Here is a 15865-nt window from a genome sequence, read left to right as displayed (position 1 = left end):
CGGCGACCTACACCCCGACACCCGCGCCGCCCCCGGCTCACGTGGCCGGGGGCGGCGCTGTCGGTAGGCACGGGGCAGGCGCAGGGCGTGACGTTTGACCGATTCCGGCCCGGGTAGCTGACCAACGTGACCGACGACGCATCCGTGGCCGACGAGCCGGACACCCGGGCCCTCGACGACCTGCTGGACGACATCTTCCGGGGCCAGGAGCGCATCCAGCAGGCGGAGATCTACCGCCAGGCGGTCGCCGCCGAACTCCCGCCGGACCTGCTCGCCCGCATCGACGCGTTGCCCGAGGGCGAGTACGCGGTGGACGAGGCCAGCGACCTGCTGGGTGGCAGCGTCGCCTGAGCGGAACGAGCGCAGCCAGCGAGCCCAGCGACGCGAAGGGACGACACCATGACGCACCACGAGAACCACGAGGAGAAGGTCCCGGCGCTGGGCCAGCCGCCGGAGGGCACGGACACCACGCCCGAGCCGGACTTCGCCAACGAGCACGACCGCACGGCGGTGGACCGCGACATCATCACGGGCGCGGACGAGGACGAGCGCGAGCCGGAGTCGCCGCACGGCTGGTCCGGCATGCAGCGGTGACGCGTACGACAGGAGGGGGCCGGCATCTGCCGGCCCCCTCCTCGCGTCTGCTCGTCAGTCGTCGTGTCCGCCCTCGGCGGCCTGCTGGGCCGAGGCGTACGCCATCTGGAGGAAGTCAGAGGCTGCCACGGCGGTGAGCGCGGTCGCCACCAGACGCGTCAGCCGGGGGGCGAGCACCAGTCCCCCGGTTAATCCCGTCGCCACCCAGACCGCCAGGCAGAACGGGCAGCTCAGCAACTCGCCGATGGCGTGCCGGGTGGAGCTGCCCGAGTCGCGGACCTGCTCCATCACCTCGCCGCTGCCGATCGGCCGGTCGTATCGGGTGAACGGGGCCCGCAGCGGGCTGGTCACCGCATCCTTGGACAGCAGCCGGCTGAGCTTGTGCGTGGCGATGGAGAGGAGCACCACATCGGCGACGGCGGGACGCTCGGGTACCGGCCGCCCGGTCACCTTGACCAGGCCGGCGAGCGCTCCGGTGACGCCCGCGTAGGTGCCCATCGCCGCCAGGTAGCCGCCGAGCGGTCGATGCTCGTGCGGCGCGTACGCCCGGCGCAGCCGCGCCACCCTCTGTCGCAGGCCAGTGTCGGTCACCGGTCTCCTTCCATGTCGTCGTGGTACGAAAGTTCCGAACGGTCGGCGTGTCTCAACCGGCCTGCAGGTTGTCGGCGACCTCGCGGGCGAGGTTGGCCAGCGCCTCGTCGGCCAACTGGTCCGGGTCGGCACCGGAGCCGTCGGTCAGGTCGAGCTGGATCCGCGCGCCGCCGGAGTCGGCCGGATCCACCCGGATCTCGGCTGCCCAGTCGGCGACACCCCAGCGGGCCCGCAACTCCTCCCCGCTGACCTCGGCCGGAGGGCTCCCGTCGGATCGCAGTGGCGCGGGCAACCAGGCCGAGGCTCGGGCCGGGTCGGTGGCCGTGTTGAAGACCACCTCGGGCGGCGCGGACATGCCACGCACGGCTCGGGCCGCCATCAGGCGTCCCGCAGACGGCTCGGGTCGACCTCCCGGCCCGGGTGGCGCGCCAGATACTCGGTCTCCAGATCCGCCGTGCGCCGCAGATGGTTCGCGAGCGCGGAATCCGCCGCGTGCCGCAGCGTGTCCAGCCGGGTGCGGTGCAGGCTGTGCATCTCGCGGATCAGATCGTCGTCAGTCAGCTCCGTCGGGTCGACGCCGACCGCGTCGCCGTCGAGTTCGGCGCCCCCGGGGTCGGCGAAGTGGTCGCCGTCCCACTCGGGCACCCGCTGCTCCGGGCTCATCTCCGTACCGCCGCTGGACGCAAACCCGTCCTCGCGTACCGATCCGGTCATCATCGCCCCCCTGGTCTCGTTTGGGCTGGCGCCTAGACGGATGCCCACCCCGGGTGACACCAAACCATCCCGTCCGCGCGCCAGCTACGACACCGTGTCGGAGAGCGCCGCCGTCCCCGGTACCCTCGACGCCATGAGGTGGCTCTGGACCCCGGCGTGGATCGCACGTCACGTGGCCATGGTCGTGCTGGTCGGGAGCTTCCTCGGGCTGGGCTGGTGGCAGATCAGCCGGGCCACCGCCGGCAACAACCTCAGCTGGGGGTACGCCGTCGAGTGGCCGATCTTCGCCGGCTTCGTGGTGTACGTCTGGTGGCGCGAGGTGCGGCTGGCCCGGCGCGGCGCGCAGGGCGGCACGGTGTCTCCCGGCGCTCCGGCCGACGAGCCGGCCCCGGCCGCGAGCGCCGACTCCCGACCGGCGGTACGCCGACCGGTGCGGGTGACCAGGGCGCCGGTCGACGCGACGCTCGGTGACGACGCGGCGCTGGCCGCGTACAACGACTACCTGTCATGGTTGAACGCCAATCCGGGCGCCCGGCCCGGTGACTATCCCGGCTGAGCCGGGCCTGAAGAAGGACGGACGAAGTGGGCGCAGCCCTTACTCGGTACCGCGTGATCGCCTGGATCGTGGGCGTGGTGCTGATCCTGCTGGTCGTGATCGGGATGCCGCTGAAGTACGCGTTCGACAACCCGACGGTGGTGGAGACCGTCGGCCCCGCGCACGGCTTCCTCTACATGATCTATCTGGTGGCCGCGTTCGACCTGAGTCGCCGGGCCGACTGGCCGCTGAAGCGGATGCTCCTGGTGATGCTGGCCGGCACCGTGCCGTTCGTCTCGTTCTACGCCGAGCGTCGCGTCACCGCCTGGCTCGACCGGCCGGTCACCCGTACGCCGGAGCCGGTCGCCGGCTGACCGGGGCCCCGAGGGCTGTTCCGGTCAGCGGTTCGGCCGCCAGGGGTCGGCCGAGGCGACCGGGTCGACCCAACCGCCGTACCGGTTGACCTCCCGGGCGCGCAGCAGCGCCCGGGTGACCTGGCCGAACTGCCGCTCGTCGTCGGCGCTGAAGAGCAGCACCTCCGCGCCCCGGTGCCATCCCCACAGCTCGTACGGCGGTGGCCGCCAGCGGTCACCGACGAGGGCGAGGGTGGCCGGCAGCAGAAGGACCGCTCCGAGGATGAGGTACGCCCCGGCGGTCAACCGCTGTAGGCCGCCGCTGAAGCCGAGGAGCAGGCCGACCACGCCGATCATGGAGGCGGTGGTCACGACGGCCCGGACGGCGATCCGGTCGTGCGGCCCTCGGGTGGTACGCAGGTTGGTCAGGTCGGGGATGCGGTAGCTGGTGCGGCCGACGGTGAACCGGTCGACGGTGACGATGATGCCGGGTCGCGCGTAGAGCAGCGTGGACCTGGCACTGGGCACCGTTCGTTGCGGTCGCGTCGTTGCGCCTTCACGATTCACGGATCCTCCCGCGGGTGCGGTCTGTCGGGTCGGATCCCGTGACCACCGGCGTGAGCCTCCGATGACGGGATTCCCGGCCCCGGGCTCCATTGTGTTGGGGCACCGCCACTGCACCTGGGCATTTACGGCAGCGGACGGCTCACCCGTCCGGGCGACATCGTCGCGAAACAGCATCCATTTCACCTTTTATCGGGTATGGCGCGCTGTTAACCGGCGGCATGCGCCGGGAACGACGAAAGTCGCATATCGGTCAAAATCGCAAGAAAAAGCGCCGCAGGGGCCTTCACCCCCGTGTCGGCGGCCCCGTTGACGCTGTGGTTCCGCAGGGGCACTTCCTGCCACTTGGTCAACATTCGCCCCTGCTTCAACTGCGCAGCACAACCGTCCCGGGTTAGGTTGGGCGAGCCGGTCCGGCCCAGTGTCGTCCACCCGGACGACCCCGGCCGGTGTCGCCGAGGGCGTCAGCAGCCCCGTCGGCGGCCGTGGGAGAGGAGCCTCTCGCTCTTGTCATCCCTGAGAACCCTGCTGCGTACCGTGGCGCTGGTCGGCCTGTCGGCCGCCCTGATCGCCCCGACGGCGGCGGCGCACGCCGAGCCGTCCCCCGCCGACCTGACCCGCCGGATCGAGACGTCCTCGGCCGAGCTCGAGCGGGTCGTGGAGTCGTACAACAAGCTCACCGAGGACATCAAGGTCAACAAAGCCGCGGTGGCCCGATTACAGGCCCGCATCGGCCCGCTCGAACAGCAGGCCGAGCAGAGCCGCGCGGACGTCGCCGCATTCGCCAACAGCGCGTACCGAAGCGGCGGTCTCCATACCGCCGACGCGCTGCTCCGGCCCGGCGGCGCCGCCGCCATGCTGGACCGGCTCGGCACCCTCGACCAGCTGACCCGACAGCGTCAGGAGCGCATCTCCGGCTTCACCGACAACCAGCGGCGACTGCTCGACGAGAAGAATCGGCTGGACGCCACCCTGGCCCGGCAGGCCGCCCAGGCCCACGAGTTGGCGGCGGGCAAGACGCGCATCGAGAAGGACCTGGCCGAGTTGTACGAGCTGCGCCGACAGGCGTACGGGGCGGCCACCGAGCGGCCCGCGCCCAAGGCGGCCGAGGCCGAGGCCCGAAACGTACCGGCGGTCGCCGGAGATGCCGGCGCGGCGGTGCGCTACGCCTTCGGCGCGATCGGCAAGCCGTACGTCTGGGCAGGTGAGGGGCCGGGCGGCTACGACTGCTCCGGGCTCACCCTGGCCGCCTGGCGGGCGGCCGGACGATCGCTGCCACACAGCGCGCGGATGCAGTGGGGGGCGGTCGCACACATCGGCCGAGGCGATCTGCGCCCCGGAGACCTCATCTTCTACAGCGGTCTGGGGCACGTCGCGCTCTACGTGGGCGACGGGCAGGTGATCGACGCGCCGAGCGCCGGTCGCAACGTGCTCAAGCGCGGCATGAACATGATGTCGATCCACGGGTACGGCAGGGTCCGCTAGACGGTGAACGGCCGGCGTCCCCCTATCGGACGCCGGCCGTTCGCCGTCATTACTACCAGGTCAGGCTGCCTGCAGCCCCTCGGCCCGAGCCAGCTCGCGGAGCCGGCCGAGGGCCTGGATCTCGAGCTGCCGGATCCGCTCGCGGGACAGCGAGAAGCGGGACGCGACCTCGGTCAGCGAGTGCTCGCGGCCGTCCTCCAGGCCGTAGCGGGCCCGCATGATGCCGGCGGACCGGTCGTCGAGGTGGTTGAGCAGCCCCTCGATGCGCTGCCGCTCGAGACCGCTCAGGACGATGTCCTCCGGGGACGGCGCGTCGCTGTCGGCGACCAGGTCACCGAGGTTGGTGTCGCCGTCGTCGCCGACCGGGGTGTCCAGCGAAACCGTGTCCTGCGACCAGCGGCGCAGCTCGTTGACCCGCTCGACGGTGACCCCGAGCGATGCCGCGATCTGCTCCGGCTCCGGGTCGCTGCCCAGCTCACGGGTGAGTTGCCGGGTCACGTTGCGCATCCGGTTGACGTCCTCCACCAGGTGCACCGGCAGCCGGACGGTGCGCTCCTGCTGGGCGATCGCCCGGCTGATGGCCTGGCGGATCCACCACGTGGCGTAGGTGGAGAACTTGTAGCCACGCTCGTAGTCGAACTTCTCGACCGCCCGGACGAGGCCGGTGTTGCCCTCCTGGATCAGGTCCAGCATGGGCATCCCCGAGCGTACGTAACGACGCGCGATCGACACGACCAGTCGCAGGTTGGCGCGGATGAAGAGGTCCTTCGCGCGCTCACCCTCGGCGACCAGCCGATCCAGGTCGGCCCGGTCGACACCGTCGGGAACGGCATCCTCGCCGAGCAGGTGCTCGGCGTAGAGGCCCGCCTCGATCGCCTTGGAGAGATCGACCTCCTTGGCGGCGTCCAGCAGTGGCGTCCGGGAGATCTCGTGCAGGTAGACGCCGACCAGGTCACGCTCCTCGGCGACCTCGTCGGTTCGCATGCCAATGTTCTTGTCCACGTTGCCCACGGTCCCCTCGCTCGCGCCGGTTGCCCGGTTCCTTGCCATTCCCCACGTCCGGTCAGCCCTGGTAACTTCTGCTGTGCCCACCGGTGCTGACACCTACACAACAGATGAGACGTGTCGGGTGTTCCATTTCGTGAGTCGAAAGTGTCACGAATGCCTGAGTAGTTGCTGAGAGCACGGTCCATGTTTGCTGTCAGCACCCGCCGGGTGGCGCGCCGCTGGGCACCTCGGACGGGTTGGCGGATCGACGAATCGCCGATTGCCCGCACCGTAGGCAACACCGCCCGCCGCGCCGGCACAGCGACCCGGGTCACCACCGCGCTGCGATCCTGGTCACTGCCAGATACGCAGCGGTGGACCGGTCGGTTCATCCACGAGGGTGTTATTACCCTCCGCCCCGATGAACAATCCGGAGCCCCGTTCGCTTCCCGGGTGGGGCGAGCTCAGGAGGCGAGCAGCGCGAGGGCCCCGCGTACCTGGTCGGCGGAGCGGGCGAGGGCGGCCCGCGCGGCGGTCACCTCGGCCCCGGAGACCAGGGTGACGAGCGCCGTCTTCAGGTCGCCGTCGGCCTCGCCGAGGGCCCGCCGGGAGACCTCCTCGGAACACCCGGTCGCCTCGACCAGGATCGAGATCATTCGGCCCCGGAGCTTGGCGTTGGTGGCAACCATATCGATCATGAGGTTCGAGTAGACCCGCCCCAGGCGCACCATGACGGCGGTCGAGAACGCGTTCAGCACCAACTTCTGCGCCGTGCCCGCCTTCATCCGGGTCGACCCGGTGACCACCTCGGGTCCGGTGTCCACCCCGATGAACACGTCGACCGACCGAGCGGCCTCCGCCTCCGGATTGGCGCAGAGCAGCACCGTCGAGGCGCCCGTGGCGCGGGACGCGGCGAGCGCCCCGAGGACGTACGGGGTGCGTCCGCTGGCCGCCAGACCGACCACGAGGTCACCGGCTCGCACACAGCCGGCCGCCTCGATCGCGCCGCCCCGGTCGTCGTCCTCGGCGTCCTCCACGGCGCGCAGCATGGCGTCCGGGCCGCCGGCGAGGTGGGCGCAGAACCAGTCCCGGGGCGAGTTGAAGGTGGGCGCAAGTTCGGCCGCGTCGAGCACGCCCAGCCGGCCGGAGGTGCCGGCCCCGAAGTAGTGCACCCGGTGTCCGCCGCGCAGCGCCGCGACGGCCAGGTCGACCGTGGCGGCGATCTCGTCGAGCACCGCGGCGACCGCCGCCGGCACCCGTCGGTCGGCGTCGTTGATCACGGTGAGGACGTCCCGGGTCGACATCAGGTCGAGGTCGACGCTGAGCGGGTTACGCCGCTCGGTGGGCGCGGCCACCCGGACCGTGGGGCGGGTGGGTGGTGCTGCCTTGTCGTTGTCCGGCTCGACCGAGCCGGGCGTCATCCCCGCCTCCGGCTCGCGCCCACCCGGTGCGACTGGACCGCCTCGGCGGTCGCCTCGAGGGCCTTGCGGGCCCGGGACCGGTTGCGGGCGGCCACCCCGACGAAGAGGCAGTCGACGACGGTGAGCTGCGCCAGACGGCTGGCCGTGGCACCCGAGCGGTAGGTCGTCTCGCGGGCCGCGGTGGTCAGGACGAAGTCGGCGACCTCGGTGATCGGCGAGCGCGGGAAGTTGGTCAGCGCCACGGTGCTCGCGCCACGCGTCCGGGCCTGTTCCAGCACCTCGATCACGTCCGAGGTGGTGCCGGTGTGCGAGATGCCGATCGCCACGTCGCCGCGACCGAGCAGGGCGGCCGAGGTCAGCGCGGTGTGCACGTCCGGGAAGTAGAAGGCGATCCGGCCGATGCGGTGCAGCTTCTGCTGGAAGTCCGAGGCGACGAACCCACTGGCCCCGGCACCGTAGATGTCGATCCGGCCAGCGCCGGCGATCGCCTCGACGACCTGCTCGCAGACGGCCGGGTCGAGCTGTTCGGCGGTCTCCTCGACAGCTCGTGCGTCGTTGAACGCGATGGTGGCGATGATCTGGGCGAGATCCGCGCCGGGCGGGATGTCACCACCGACGACCCGGGCGTCCGGAGGTTCGACGCGACGGGCGGCCTCGGCGGCGAGCCGGATGCGCAGCTGCGGGTAGCCGTCCATCCCGACCGACCGGCAGAACCGGATGACGGTCGCCTCCGATGTCTCCGCTGCGGTGGCGAGGTCGGTGATGGTCCTCCGCGCGGCGGCGGCCGGGTCGGACACGACAAGTCGGGCGACCCGCTGCTCGGCGGGCGACAGCGACGGCAGGAGCCCGCTGATGTGGACGATCAGTCCACCAGGCTCGTGACTCGCAGAAATCTTCGGACTCTTCGCCACGGGTGAAACTTACTTTCACCAAGCGTGAGCGTCAACCATCACCGTACGTGGTGGGAAAGTGTCGACGATCCGGATCACGCCATTCGCACAGCGTGCCACGCACCCAGGACCGCCGCCTCATCCGCCGGGTCGAGTCCACCCTGCGGTACGTCACCCGGGTCGGCCCTCATCCAGGTGGCCGTCACCCGAACGGTGTCGGCGAGCGGACGGACGACCAACCCGGCGGCCAGGGCCGCGGAGACGTCCCGGTCCATCAGGCCGGCGAACTCCGGCAGCCGTACCCACAGAGGCAGTGCCCGCTCCCCCCACCACTCGCGTACGTCGTGCTCGCGCAGGAAGTCCTGATCGACCCAGGTGAGACGGGGATCCTCCACGCCCAGCCCGGCGGCCACCCCGGCCAGCAGCTCCGCCCGGGACATCGTCGGCCCGTTCCCGTCGTACGTGCCGCTGAGCCGGGTGTCGCCGGCGTGCAGCAGCCAGCCGGCGAGGTCCTCGACGTCCACGAACTGCACCCGGTCGGTCGGCTCCCCCGGCGCGAGAATTTCGCCGCCACGGGCCAGCCGTCGCACCCAGTACGGGAAGCGGTTACTCGAATCCTCGGCTCCGACGATCAGCCCGGCCCGGCAGATGAACGACCTGTCCACGCCCATCCGCTCGCGGACGATCTGCTCGATGGCGACCTTGCACTCGCCGTACCAGCGGAAGTCCGGGCCCGGTCCGTCCACGTCCGACGGCGGAGGCGGCAACACCGGCGCGTTCGCCGCGGAGAGACCCGGGGTCGTGTTGTCCGCGTACACCGACATCGTCGACACGAACGACCAGTGACCGACATGGTCGGCCAGCGCGGCGAGCGCGTACCGGGCGTGGCTGATCTGGCGCGTCACGTCCACCACGGCGTCGAAACCCTGACCGGCGAGCGGCGTCAGCGCCGCCGGGTCGTCGCGGTCCACCGACACGAACCGCGCCCCCTCCGGTACGGCGCCGGACACGCCCCGCGCCGCGCAGGTCACCTCATGCCCCCGCGCGACGGCGAGCCGAGCCACCGCCCGACCAAGAAACCGGGTACCCCCAAGAACCAGAATCCGCGCCATGCCCCGATCCTGCGCCGCCCCACCCCGAAAAACCCACCCCCTCTGCTCTCAGCAGACACCCACCCGGGGTGGGGTGGGGGTTAGCGTTTGGGGATGGTGGGGCGGAGTGTGGTGGTGACCGGTGGGGGCGGCGGGTTGGGCGGCGCGGTCGTTGCCTCCTTTGTCGAGGCGGGCTGGCGGGTGGTCGTACCACGAAGGGGTGGGCCCGCCGGGTCGGAGCCGGCGGCGGACGGGCTGGTCTGGCTCGGCGCGGACCTGACCGAGCCGGCGGACGTGGCGCGGGTGGTCGAGGCCGCCGCGGCCGATCCGGCGGCGCCGCTGCGGGCGGTGGTGAACCTGGTCGGCGGGTACGCGAGCGGCGGCCTGGTGCATGAGACACCGGTCGAGGAGTTCGAGCGGATGCTCACCGTCAACCTGCGCCCCACGTACCTGGTCACGCAGGCCGCACTGCCGCACCTGGTGGCGGCCGGAGGCGGCGCGGTGGTGTGCGTCTCCGCCCGCGCGGCGGTCAGCCCGTTCGCCGGGGCGGCCGGTTACGTCACGGCCAAGGCCGCGGTGCTGGCCTTCGCCAACGCCGTCGCGGTGGAGTACCGCTCGCGCGGGGTCCGCTGCAACACCGTGCTGCCCAGTGTCATCGACACCCCGACGAACCGGGCCGCGCAGCCCGACGCCGACCACGCGCGGTGGGTCAGCCCGGCCGAGATCGCGCCGGTGATCCGTTTCCTCGCCTCGGCGGACTCGGCGCCGACCAGCGGGGCCACCGTTCCGGTCTACGGACGCGCCTGAACCAGCAGCGGCACGTCGCCGGGCCCGGCCTGATCCGGTGTCGGTGACGTCCCGGTCGACGGCCGCGCCGGGTCGGGTCGGATGTCCGACGGCAGCCAGGACGACAGGTAGGCCTGGATCTGCTCGGTCACCTCCTCGGCGGGCCGGCCCGCGTCGACGAGGACGAAGCTCGGGTACTCGGGCAGGGTCCGGTAGGCGGTGTCCGCCGCGGTCAACCAGCCCATCGACTCGTGGTCGGTGCCGCGCTCCTCAATGCGCCGGTAGGCCTCCGCCGGGTCGACGGCGAGCAGGAAGGTCACCTGCGGCGTCGGGAACAGCCGGTAGCCGGCCCGCGCCAGTCGTTCCCAGCGGTGCCCGCCGTGGGCGCGGATGCTGGCGTACTGGCAGGCCGAGTAGCGGTCCATGACGGCCGTCCGACCGGTGAACAGGCAACCGAGCAGGGCGGCGGCGATGGCCAGCCAGCGCAGTACGGACTCCACCGCGAGGACGCCGTCGCGCCCGACGAGGCGTTGCGCGTCCGGTAGGCCGAGACGGTGGGCGAGCCGCCCGAGCCAGCGACGCCCGCTGGCGTTGCGGCGGTACGTCGCGGGGCGGCCGGCCGCGTTGAGCGCGTCCGCCAGTCGGTGTGCCTGAGTGGTCTTGCCCGAGCCGTCGATGCCGATCAGAGCGACGGTGCGCAACCGGGCCTTGCGGCGTCGCGTCCCCGATGGTCTGGCCACCCTCGACAGGTTATCCGACCGATGCCCGCCTCCTGCGATCTTTGTTCCCGTTTGCTCCGGTTGGCACCCGCCCGCGACCAGAGCAGGTGTGGGCGACCGGAATGCCGGGTACGGGGGTTCGAATCCAACCGCCTGTCCACCACGACACGACCGACGGGAGACCCAGATGGCTGAGCGCGGGGACGAGAGTCTGGTGCACACCCTGAAGAAGGTCGCCGCCGTGCTCAAGCAGTCCGAGATCCCGTTCGCCCTGGGCGGCAGCTTCGCCGTCTACGCCCACGGCGGCCACTCCAGCGACCACGACGTCGACTTCCTCATCCGCGAGGCCGACGTCGAACGGTCGCTGGAGGCGCTGGTCGCCGCCGGCTTCCGCGCCGAGCGACCGCCGGAGGACTGGCTCGTCAAGGTCTTCGACGAGGAGCGGATGGTGGACCTGATCCACCGGCCCATCGAGACGCCGGTGACCGAGGAGACGTTCGCCGACACCGTCGTACGGCCGGTGGACGCCATCCACATGCCGGTCCTGTCCGCCACCCAGCTCATGGTGCACAAGCTGCTCAGCTTCTCGCAGCACTACTGCGACTTCGCCCGCGGCCTGCCGCTGGCCCGGTCGCTACGGGAGCAGATCGACTGGGAACGGGTACGCAAGGAGACGCAGCACTCGCCGTACGCCGAGGCGTTCCTGGTGTTGCTGGACCGGCTGGAGGTGGTGCCGGAGCCCGGCACCCCGGCAGGAGAGGAGACACCGTGACGAACGATCAGGCCGGTGGCGCGGCGCCACCCGACGAGTACGTCGAAGCGGAGATCCAACGGTCGCTCACCGAGGATCCGGCCGTCGCCGAACAGGGGATCACCGTCATCCGACGCGATGACGTCCTGGTGCTTTACGGCGAGGTGGAGAGCCCGCACCGGCGGGAGGAGATCCTGCGTCTCGTGGCGGAGCGTTTCCCGGACGTGCCGATCACCAGCGACATCGGGGTGATCCGCGTCCAGGCGCCCACGGAGATCGAGCAACTGCCCTGAGGGAGGTTTCATGGTGATCCGGATCGCCGCCGTGGGCGACGTGCATCTGGACGAGGACGTGGTCGGCCGGTTCCGCCCGGCGCTGGAGGAGCTGCCGGAGTGCGCCGACGTGCTGCTGCTGGCCGGCGACCTGACCCGGCACGGCACCGAGGCCGAGGCGCGCTGCGTCGCGCAGGAGTTCGGTGGGCTCGCCGTACCGGTGGTCACCGTGCTGGGCAACCACGACCACCAGTGTGATCAGGTGCCGCAGGTGGTGAAGGTGCTCGAGGACGCGGGCATCACCGTACTGGAGGGCAACGGCGTCGTCCTGGACTGTGCGGGCGGCCGGCTCGGCATCGCGGGGGTCAAGGGCTTCGGCGGGGGTTTCGCCGGCCGGTGCGCGAGCGACTTCGGCGAGCCGGAGATGAAGGCGTTCGTCCGGACCACCAACGAGAGCGCGGACCGCCTGGGAGAGGCCCTGCGCTCGCTGGAATGCGACATGCTGGTCGCGCTCACGCACTACGCCCCGGTCCCGGACACGCTGGTCGGCGAGCCGCTGGAGATCTACCCGTTCCTGGGGTCGTACCAGTTGGGGCAGGCGATCGACTTGGCGCCGACCGCCCTGGCCCTGCACGGGCACGCGCACGCCGGAACCGAGCGCGGCATGACCCCGGGCGGGGTACGCGTCCGCAACGTGGCGCACCCGGTGATCAAGCAGGCGTACAGCGTCTTTCATGTTGGGGATCAACTCGACACGGAGCAGGTTTCCCCGATCGGAGGGTCGGGTATTCAGAGGTCATGGAGCTGATTCTCTGGATTCTCGCAGTCGTACTCGTGGTCGCCGGCATCCTCGCGCTGTTCCGCCGGCAGATCCTGTGGGGCATCGTCCTCATCGTCGTCGGGCTGCTCGTCGGCCCGGGTGGTGTCAGCATCTTCAATTGACGCTCGTACCCCATAACCACATCCTCACGAACACCGGGACCCGTCGGGGTCGCCGCGACCGGAGCTTCGTCCTCCCGACAGAAGCACCGGCCGCAGCGGCCCCGGCGCTTTTTTTTGGGTTTGACCGGACGCCGGGCGGAAACATCTCGACGATGGAGACATCTCGCGAGGCAGGGCCGACCTCCGGTCGGCGGTCGCGCTGGGCGCTCGCCGCCTTCGCGGCGGCGGTCTTCGTCGCGGCCGCGATCGGCGGGCTCGGTGTGCGGGGCACCACCGACGAGTACGCGAGCCTGCGCCAGCCGGACTGGGCGCCGCCGTCGTGGCTCTTCGGCCCGGTCTGGACGGTCCTCTACGCGCTGATCGCGGTCGCCGGTTGGCTGGTCTGGCGTCGGGTCGGCTTCTCCCCCGCCCTGTGGGCCTGGTCCGCCCAACTCGTGCTCAACGCCATCTGGACGCCGCTGTTCTTCGGCGCGGGTCGGTACGGGCTGGCGTTCGCCGAGATCGTGGTGATGTGGCTGGCGATCGGCCTCACCGTGGTGCTCTTCGCCCGGGTGTCCCGGGTCGCGGCCGCGCTGCTGCTGCCGTACTGGGCGTGGGTCACCTTCGCCGCCGCGCTGAATCTGTCGATCTGGCGGCTCAACGCCTGACCGCCCGACCGGTCTCCGGCGGGTCACCCCGCCGGAGACCACCAGAGGTCAGCAGCGGGGCACGTTCGGGATGTATCCGTCGTAACCGGTGTAGACGTACGCGTCGGCGATGTAGCGGCCGCTACCGATGCGGTCCCAGATCGAGCTGGTGCCGTAGGTACCGGTGACGGTGGTGCCGCTGGTCTGGCAGGAGATGGTCACCCGGGTGCCGTCGGCGACGGTGCCCACCGAGGCGTACCCGGTGCCGGGGCCGGAGCGGACGGTCAGCGGCGTGCCACTGGTGTCGACCGTGCCGTTACCGCTGCCCGACGAGCAACCGTTGTCGCTGGTGTAGGTCTTGGTCCCCCAGTACAGGCCGAGGGTGCCGTTGAACCGGACCTGCACGTCGTTGCCGTTGAGGCGCTGCTCGTAGTGCAGGTGCGGGCCGGTGGACCCGCCGGTGCTGCCGACCCAGCCGATCACCTTGCCGTACCCGACAGTCTGCCCGACCGAGACGTTGAAGCCGTTGAGGTGGGCGTAGTAGGTCGTGTAACCGCCACCGTGGTCGATCCGGACGTACTTGCCGTAACTGGTGCCGCCGAGGTCGGTGACCCGGTCGACCGTGCCGGGCGCGCTCGCCACCACCGGGTCGCCCAGGTCGTCGGTGCGATTGAAGTCCACGGCGTACGCCGGGCTGTGGTCCGACCGGGTCTGTCCCGACCAGGCTTGACCGCACGGGAACGGCACCTTGAAGCTCGGCGCGGCCAGGGCCGGGCTCGCCGGCGCGACGGCTCCTCCGACGAGCAGGCCGGTCACCAGCAGGCTGATCCACCGCTTACGCATCCAGCTCCTCCTATGTGCAAAACCTTCGATGAGGTGCCTCCAGCCTGACAGAAATCGCCAGTCTCCGGAAGAGGCCGGATCTGCGCCCGGGAACGCGCCCAGCCGGCGGACACGAGGTTTCGGGATTGTTACTCGCTCGTGTCTGACAGGGGGTGGACCAGACCTGATGCAAGCGCTTACATGTGTGCACGCCCAATCGGACCGGCGCGGGTCACCAGCGGAGACCACGCCGGCTAGGAAGGAGGACGGCATGGCGGTCTTTACCAGACCACGCCAGGCCTTCGTGATCGCCGGTGTACTCGGGCTGGCGTTCAGCGCCACCGCTTGCGGTACCGGCAATGACAAGAAGAGCGACAAGGCGGGTTCCGCCGAATGTGCCCCGTACGAGAAGTATCAGGGCAACGACGGCAAGAAGGTCTCGATCTACGCGTCCATCCGTGACGCCGAGGCCGACCTGCTCGAGCGTTCCTGGTCGCAGTTCACCGACTGCACCGGCATCGAGATCGCCTACGAGGGCAGCGGCGAGTTCGAGGCGCAGCTCCCCGTCCGGGTCGACGGCGGTAACGCCCCCGACATCGCGTTCGTGCCCCAGCCGGGCCTCGTGAAGCGGTTCGCGGACGCCGGCAAGCTGAAGTCCCTCGGCGCCGACACCAAGACCATGGCCGAGCAGAACATGCCGGCCGACTGGCTGAAGTACGGCACCGTCAACGGAACGCTCTACGGCGTGCCGCTCGGCGCGAACGTCAAGTCCTTCGTCTGGTACTCCCCCAAGACCTTCAAGGAGAAGGGCTGGGAGGTTCCGACCACCTGGGACCAGCTCATCGCGCTGAGCGACAAGATCGCCGCCAGCGGCATGAAGCCGTGGTGCGTGGGCGTCGAGTCCGGTGACGCCACCGGCTGGCCGGCCACCGACTGGATCGAGGACGTGATCCTGCGGACGCAGGGCCCCGAGGTCTACGACCAGTGGACCACCCACGCCATCCCGTTCAACGACCCGAGGATCGTCGACGCGGTCGACCGCGCCGGCAGCATCCTCAAGAACGAGAAGTACGTCAACGGCGGCTTCGGCGGCGTCAAGAGCATCACCACCACCGCCTTCCAGGAGGCGGGTCTGCCGGTGACCACCGGCAAGTGCGCGATGCACCGGCAGGCGTCGTTCTACGCCAACCAGTTCCCCGAGGGCACCAAGGTGGACGAGAACGGGGACGCGTTCGCGTTCTACTTCCCGACCATCGACCCGGCCAAGGGCAAGCCGGTCCTGGGCGCTGGCGAGTTCGTCGTCGCGTACGCCGACCGTCCCGAGGTGCAGGCGGTGCAGACCTACCTCGCCTCCGGCGAGTACGTGAACAGCCGCGCGAAGCTCGGCAACTGGGTCACGGCGAACAACAAGCTGGACATCGCCAACGTGGCCAGCCCGATCGACAAGCTGTCCGTCCAGATCCTGCAGGACAAGACGGGCACCTTCCGCTTCGACGGATCCGACCTGATGCCGGCCGCCGTCGGCGCGGGGACGTTCTGGAAGGGCATGATCGACTGGCTGAACGGCAAGCCGACCGCCCCGGTGCTCCAGGGCATCGAGAGCAGCTGGCCGAAGTGATCACGGCGGTGGGGGCGCGCGCCGGGCGCCACGCGGGCCCCCCCCCGACCGCGCGCCCACCGGGGGGGGTGTGTTGTTTGTTGTAAACCACACACACAGCAAAC

Annotated in this window: 22 protein-coding genes; 12 read left to right on the top strand and 10 right to left on the bottom strand. The window is 70.8% G+C overall.

The features are described from left to right. Positions 1 to 126 precede the first annotated feature (126 nt). Together AB0J36_RS33215 and AB0J36_RS33210 are read left to right on the top strand one after the other, a co-directional pair. Complete coding sequence (locus AB0J36_RS33215; protein ID WP_357134790.1) at positions 127 to 351, top strand: hypothetical protein; 225 nt, start codon at positions 127 to 129, stop codon at positions 349 to 351. Between the two features lie 48 nt (positions 352 to 399). Then, on the top strand, positions 400 to 594 hold the full coding sequence (locus AB0J36_RS33210) for a hypothetical protein (RefSeq protein WP_357174685.1): 195 nt from the start codon (positions 400 to 402) through the stop codon (positions 592 to 594). 54 nt (positions 595 to 648) lie between these two features. Here the strand turns inward: AB0J36_RS33210 and AB0J36_RS33205 are convergent, their stop codons facing one another. Genes AB0J36_RS33205 through AB0J36_RS33195 form a run of 3 tightly spaced genes read right to left on the bottom strand, consistent with a single transcriptional unit; the run spans position 649 to position 1902 of the window. Next, a complete protein-coding gene (locus tag AB0J36_RS33205) occupies positions 649 to 1185 on the bottom strand; it encodes a DUF1360 domain-containing protein (RefSeq protein ID WP_357134787.1) in 537 nt (178 codons plus the stop codon). Between the two features lie 52 nt (positions 1186 to 1237). Next, positions 1238 to 1564 (bottom strand): hypothetical protein, encoded by a 327-nt coding sequence (locus tag AB0J36_RS33200; RefSeq protein WP_363661544.1) that lies wholly within the window; start codon positions 1562 to 1564, stop codon positions 1238 to 1240. Beyond that, positions 1564 to 1902 (bottom strand): DUF6158 family protein, encoded by a 339-nt coding sequence (locus AB0J36_RS33195; RefSeq protein WP_357134784.1) that lies wholly within the window; start codon positions 1900 to 1902, stop codon positions 1564 to 1566. The genes AB0J36_RS33200 and AB0J36_RS33195 overlap by 1 nt, the downstream gene beginning before the upstream one ends. Positions 1903 to 2032: 130 nt before the next feature. On the opposite strand from AB0J36_RS33195, the gene AB0J36_RS33190 reads away from it, so the two are divergent. Next, on the top strand, positions 2033 to 2455 hold the full coding sequence (locus AB0J36_RS33190; protein ID WP_357174682.1) for a hypothetical protein: 423 nt from the start codon (positions 2033 to 2035) through the stop codon (positions 2453 to 2455). Between the two features lie 26 nt (positions 2456 to 2481). Then, positions 2482 to 2808, top strand: a complete 327-nt coding sequence (locus AB0J36_RS33185) for a DUF3817 domain-containing protein (RefSeq protein WP_363661543.1) — start codon at positions 2482 to 2484, stop codon at positions 2806 to 2808. Positions 2809 to 2832: 24 nt separating this feature from the next. On the opposite strand, the gene AB0J36_RS33180 is transcribed toward AB0J36_RS33185, so the two are convergent. Continuing rightward, positions 2833 to 3315, bottom strand: a complete 483-nt coding sequence (locus AB0J36_RS33180) for a DUF6232 family protein (protein WP_357134781.1) — start codon at positions 3313 to 3315, stop codon at positions 2833 to 2835. 543 nt (positions 3316 to 3858) lie between these two features. Here AB0J36_RS33180 and AB0J36_RS33175 point away from each other — a divergent pair. Beyond that, positions 3859 to 4836, top strand: coding sequence for an NlpC/P60 family protein (locus AB0J36_RS33175; RefSeq protein WP_363661542.1), 978 nt, complete (start codon positions 3859 to 3861; stop codon positions 4834 to 4836). Positions 4837 to 4896: 60 nt separating this feature from the next. On the opposite strand, the gene AB0J36_RS33170 is transcribed toward AB0J36_RS33175, so the two are convergent. The 4 genes from AB0J36_RS33170 to AB0J36_RS33155 all read right to left on the bottom strand — a co-directional run bounded on the left by AB0J36_RS33170 (position 4897) and on the right by AB0J36_RS33155 (position 9246). Further along, positions 4897 to 5886, bottom strand: a complete 990-nt coding sequence (locus AB0J36_RS33170) for a sigma-70 family RNA polymerase sigma factor (RefSeq protein WP_355052221.1) — start codon at positions 5884 to 5886, stop codon at positions 4897 to 4899. Positions 5887 to 6287: 401 nt separating this feature from the next. Next, positions 6288 to 7244, bottom strand: a complete 957-nt coding sequence (murQ, locus tag AB0J36_RS33165) for an N-acetylmuramic acid 6-phosphate etherase (RefSeq protein WP_363661541.1) — start codon at positions 7242 to 7244, stop codon at positions 6288 to 6290. Next, on the bottom strand, positions 7241 to 8155 hold the full coding sequence (locus AB0J36_RS33160; protein ID WP_357134775.1) for a MurR/RpiR family transcriptional regulator: 915 nt from the start codon (positions 8153 to 8155) through the stop codon (positions 7241 to 7243). Before AB0J36_RS33160 ends, murQ begins: the two co-directional genes overlap by 4 nt. Before the next feature lie 74 nt (positions 8156 to 8229). Continuing rightward, positions 8230 to 9246 (bottom strand): NAD-dependent epimerase/dehydratase family protein, encoded by a 1017-nt coding sequence (locus AB0J36_RS33155; protein ID WP_363661540.1) that lies wholly within the window; start codon positions 9244 to 9246, stop codon positions 8230 to 8232. 93 nt (positions 9247 to 9339) lie between these two features. On the opposite strand from AB0J36_RS33155, the gene AB0J36_RS33150 reads away from it, so the two are divergent. Then, positions 9340 to 10032 (top strand): SDR family NAD(P)-dependent oxidoreductase, encoded by a 693-nt coding sequence (locus tag AB0J36_RS33150; protein ID WP_363661539.1) that lies wholly within the window; start codon positions 9340 to 9342, stop codon positions 10030 to 10032. On the opposite strand, the gene AB0J36_RS33145 is transcribed toward AB0J36_RS33150, so the two are convergent. Beyond that, positions 10017 to 10751 (bottom strand): thymidylate kinase, encoded by a 735-nt coding sequence (locus AB0J36_RS33145; protein ID WP_363661538.1) that lies wholly within the window; start codon positions 10749 to 10751, stop codon positions 10017 to 10019. The genes AB0J36_RS33150 and AB0J36_RS33145 overlap by 16 nt on opposite strands. On the opposite strand from AB0J36_RS33145, the gene AB0J36_RS33140 reads away from it, so the two are divergent. The 5 genes from AB0J36_RS33140 (at position 10687) to AB0J36_RS33120 (ending at position 13342) form a co-directional block, all read left to right on the top strand. After that, positions 10687 to 11502, top strand: a complete 816-nt coding sequence (locus AB0J36_RS33140) for a nucleotidyltransferase (protein ID WP_363661537.1) — start codon at positions 10687 to 10689, stop codon at positions 11500 to 11502. The genes AB0J36_RS33145 and AB0J36_RS33140 overlap by 65 nt on opposite strands. After that, a complete protein-coding gene (locus AB0J36_RS33135) occupies positions 11499 to 11774 on the top strand; it encodes a hypothetical protein (protein WP_357134767.1) in 276 nt (91 codons plus the stop codon). The genes AB0J36_RS33140 and AB0J36_RS33135 overlap by 4 nt, the downstream gene beginning before the upstream one ends. A gap of 10 nt (positions 11775 to 11784) precedes the next feature. Further along, positions 11785 to 12561 (top strand): metallophosphoesterase, encoded by a 777-nt coding sequence (locus AB0J36_RS33130; RefSeq protein WP_363661536.1) that lies wholly within the window; start codon positions 11785 to 11787, stop codon positions 12559 to 12561. Then, positions 12552 to 12695 (top strand): GPGG-motif small membrane protein, encoded by a 144-nt coding sequence (locus AB0J36_RS33125; RefSeq protein WP_007464364.1) that lies wholly within the window; start codon positions 12552 to 12554, stop codon positions 12693 to 12695. Before AB0J36_RS33130 ends, AB0J36_RS33125 begins: the two co-directional genes overlap by 10 nt. 152 nt (positions 12696 to 12847) lie before the next feature. Beyond that, positions 12848 to 13342: a TspO/MBR family protein gene (locus AB0J36_RS33120; RefSeq protein WP_357398970.1), complete on the top strand. Its 495-nt coding sequence runs from the start codon at positions 12848 to 12850 to the stop codon at positions 13340 to 13342. A gap of 48 nt (positions 13343 to 13390) precedes the next feature. On the opposite strand, the gene AB0J36_RS33115 is transcribed toward AB0J36_RS33120, so the two are convergent. Beyond that, the gene (locus AB0J36_RS33115; protein ID WP_355052212.1) at positions 13391 to 14164 is read right to left on the bottom strand and encodes a peptidoglycan DD-metalloendopeptidase family protein; all 774 of its coding nucleotides are present in this window, start codon (positions 14162 to 14164) and stop codon (positions 13391 to 13393) included. 250 nt (positions 14165 to 14414) lie between these two features. Between AB0J36_RS33115 and AB0J36_RS33110 the strand changes: the two genes are divergently transcribed. Next, a complete protein-coding gene (locus tag AB0J36_RS33110; protein WP_357134762.1) occupies positions 14415 to 15761 on the top strand; it encodes an ABC transporter substrate-binding protein in 1347 nt (448 codons plus the stop codon). Positions 15762 to 15865 lie beyond the last annotated feature (104 nt).

The organism is Micromonospora sp. NPDC049662 (genome assembly GCF_040675055.1).
Lineage (GTDB): Bacteria > Actinomycetota > Actinomycetes > Mycobacteriales > Micromonosporaceae > Micromonospora.
Note: the sequence above shows the minus strand (reverse complement) of the source record. Positions and strands in the feature narration are given on the sequence as shown.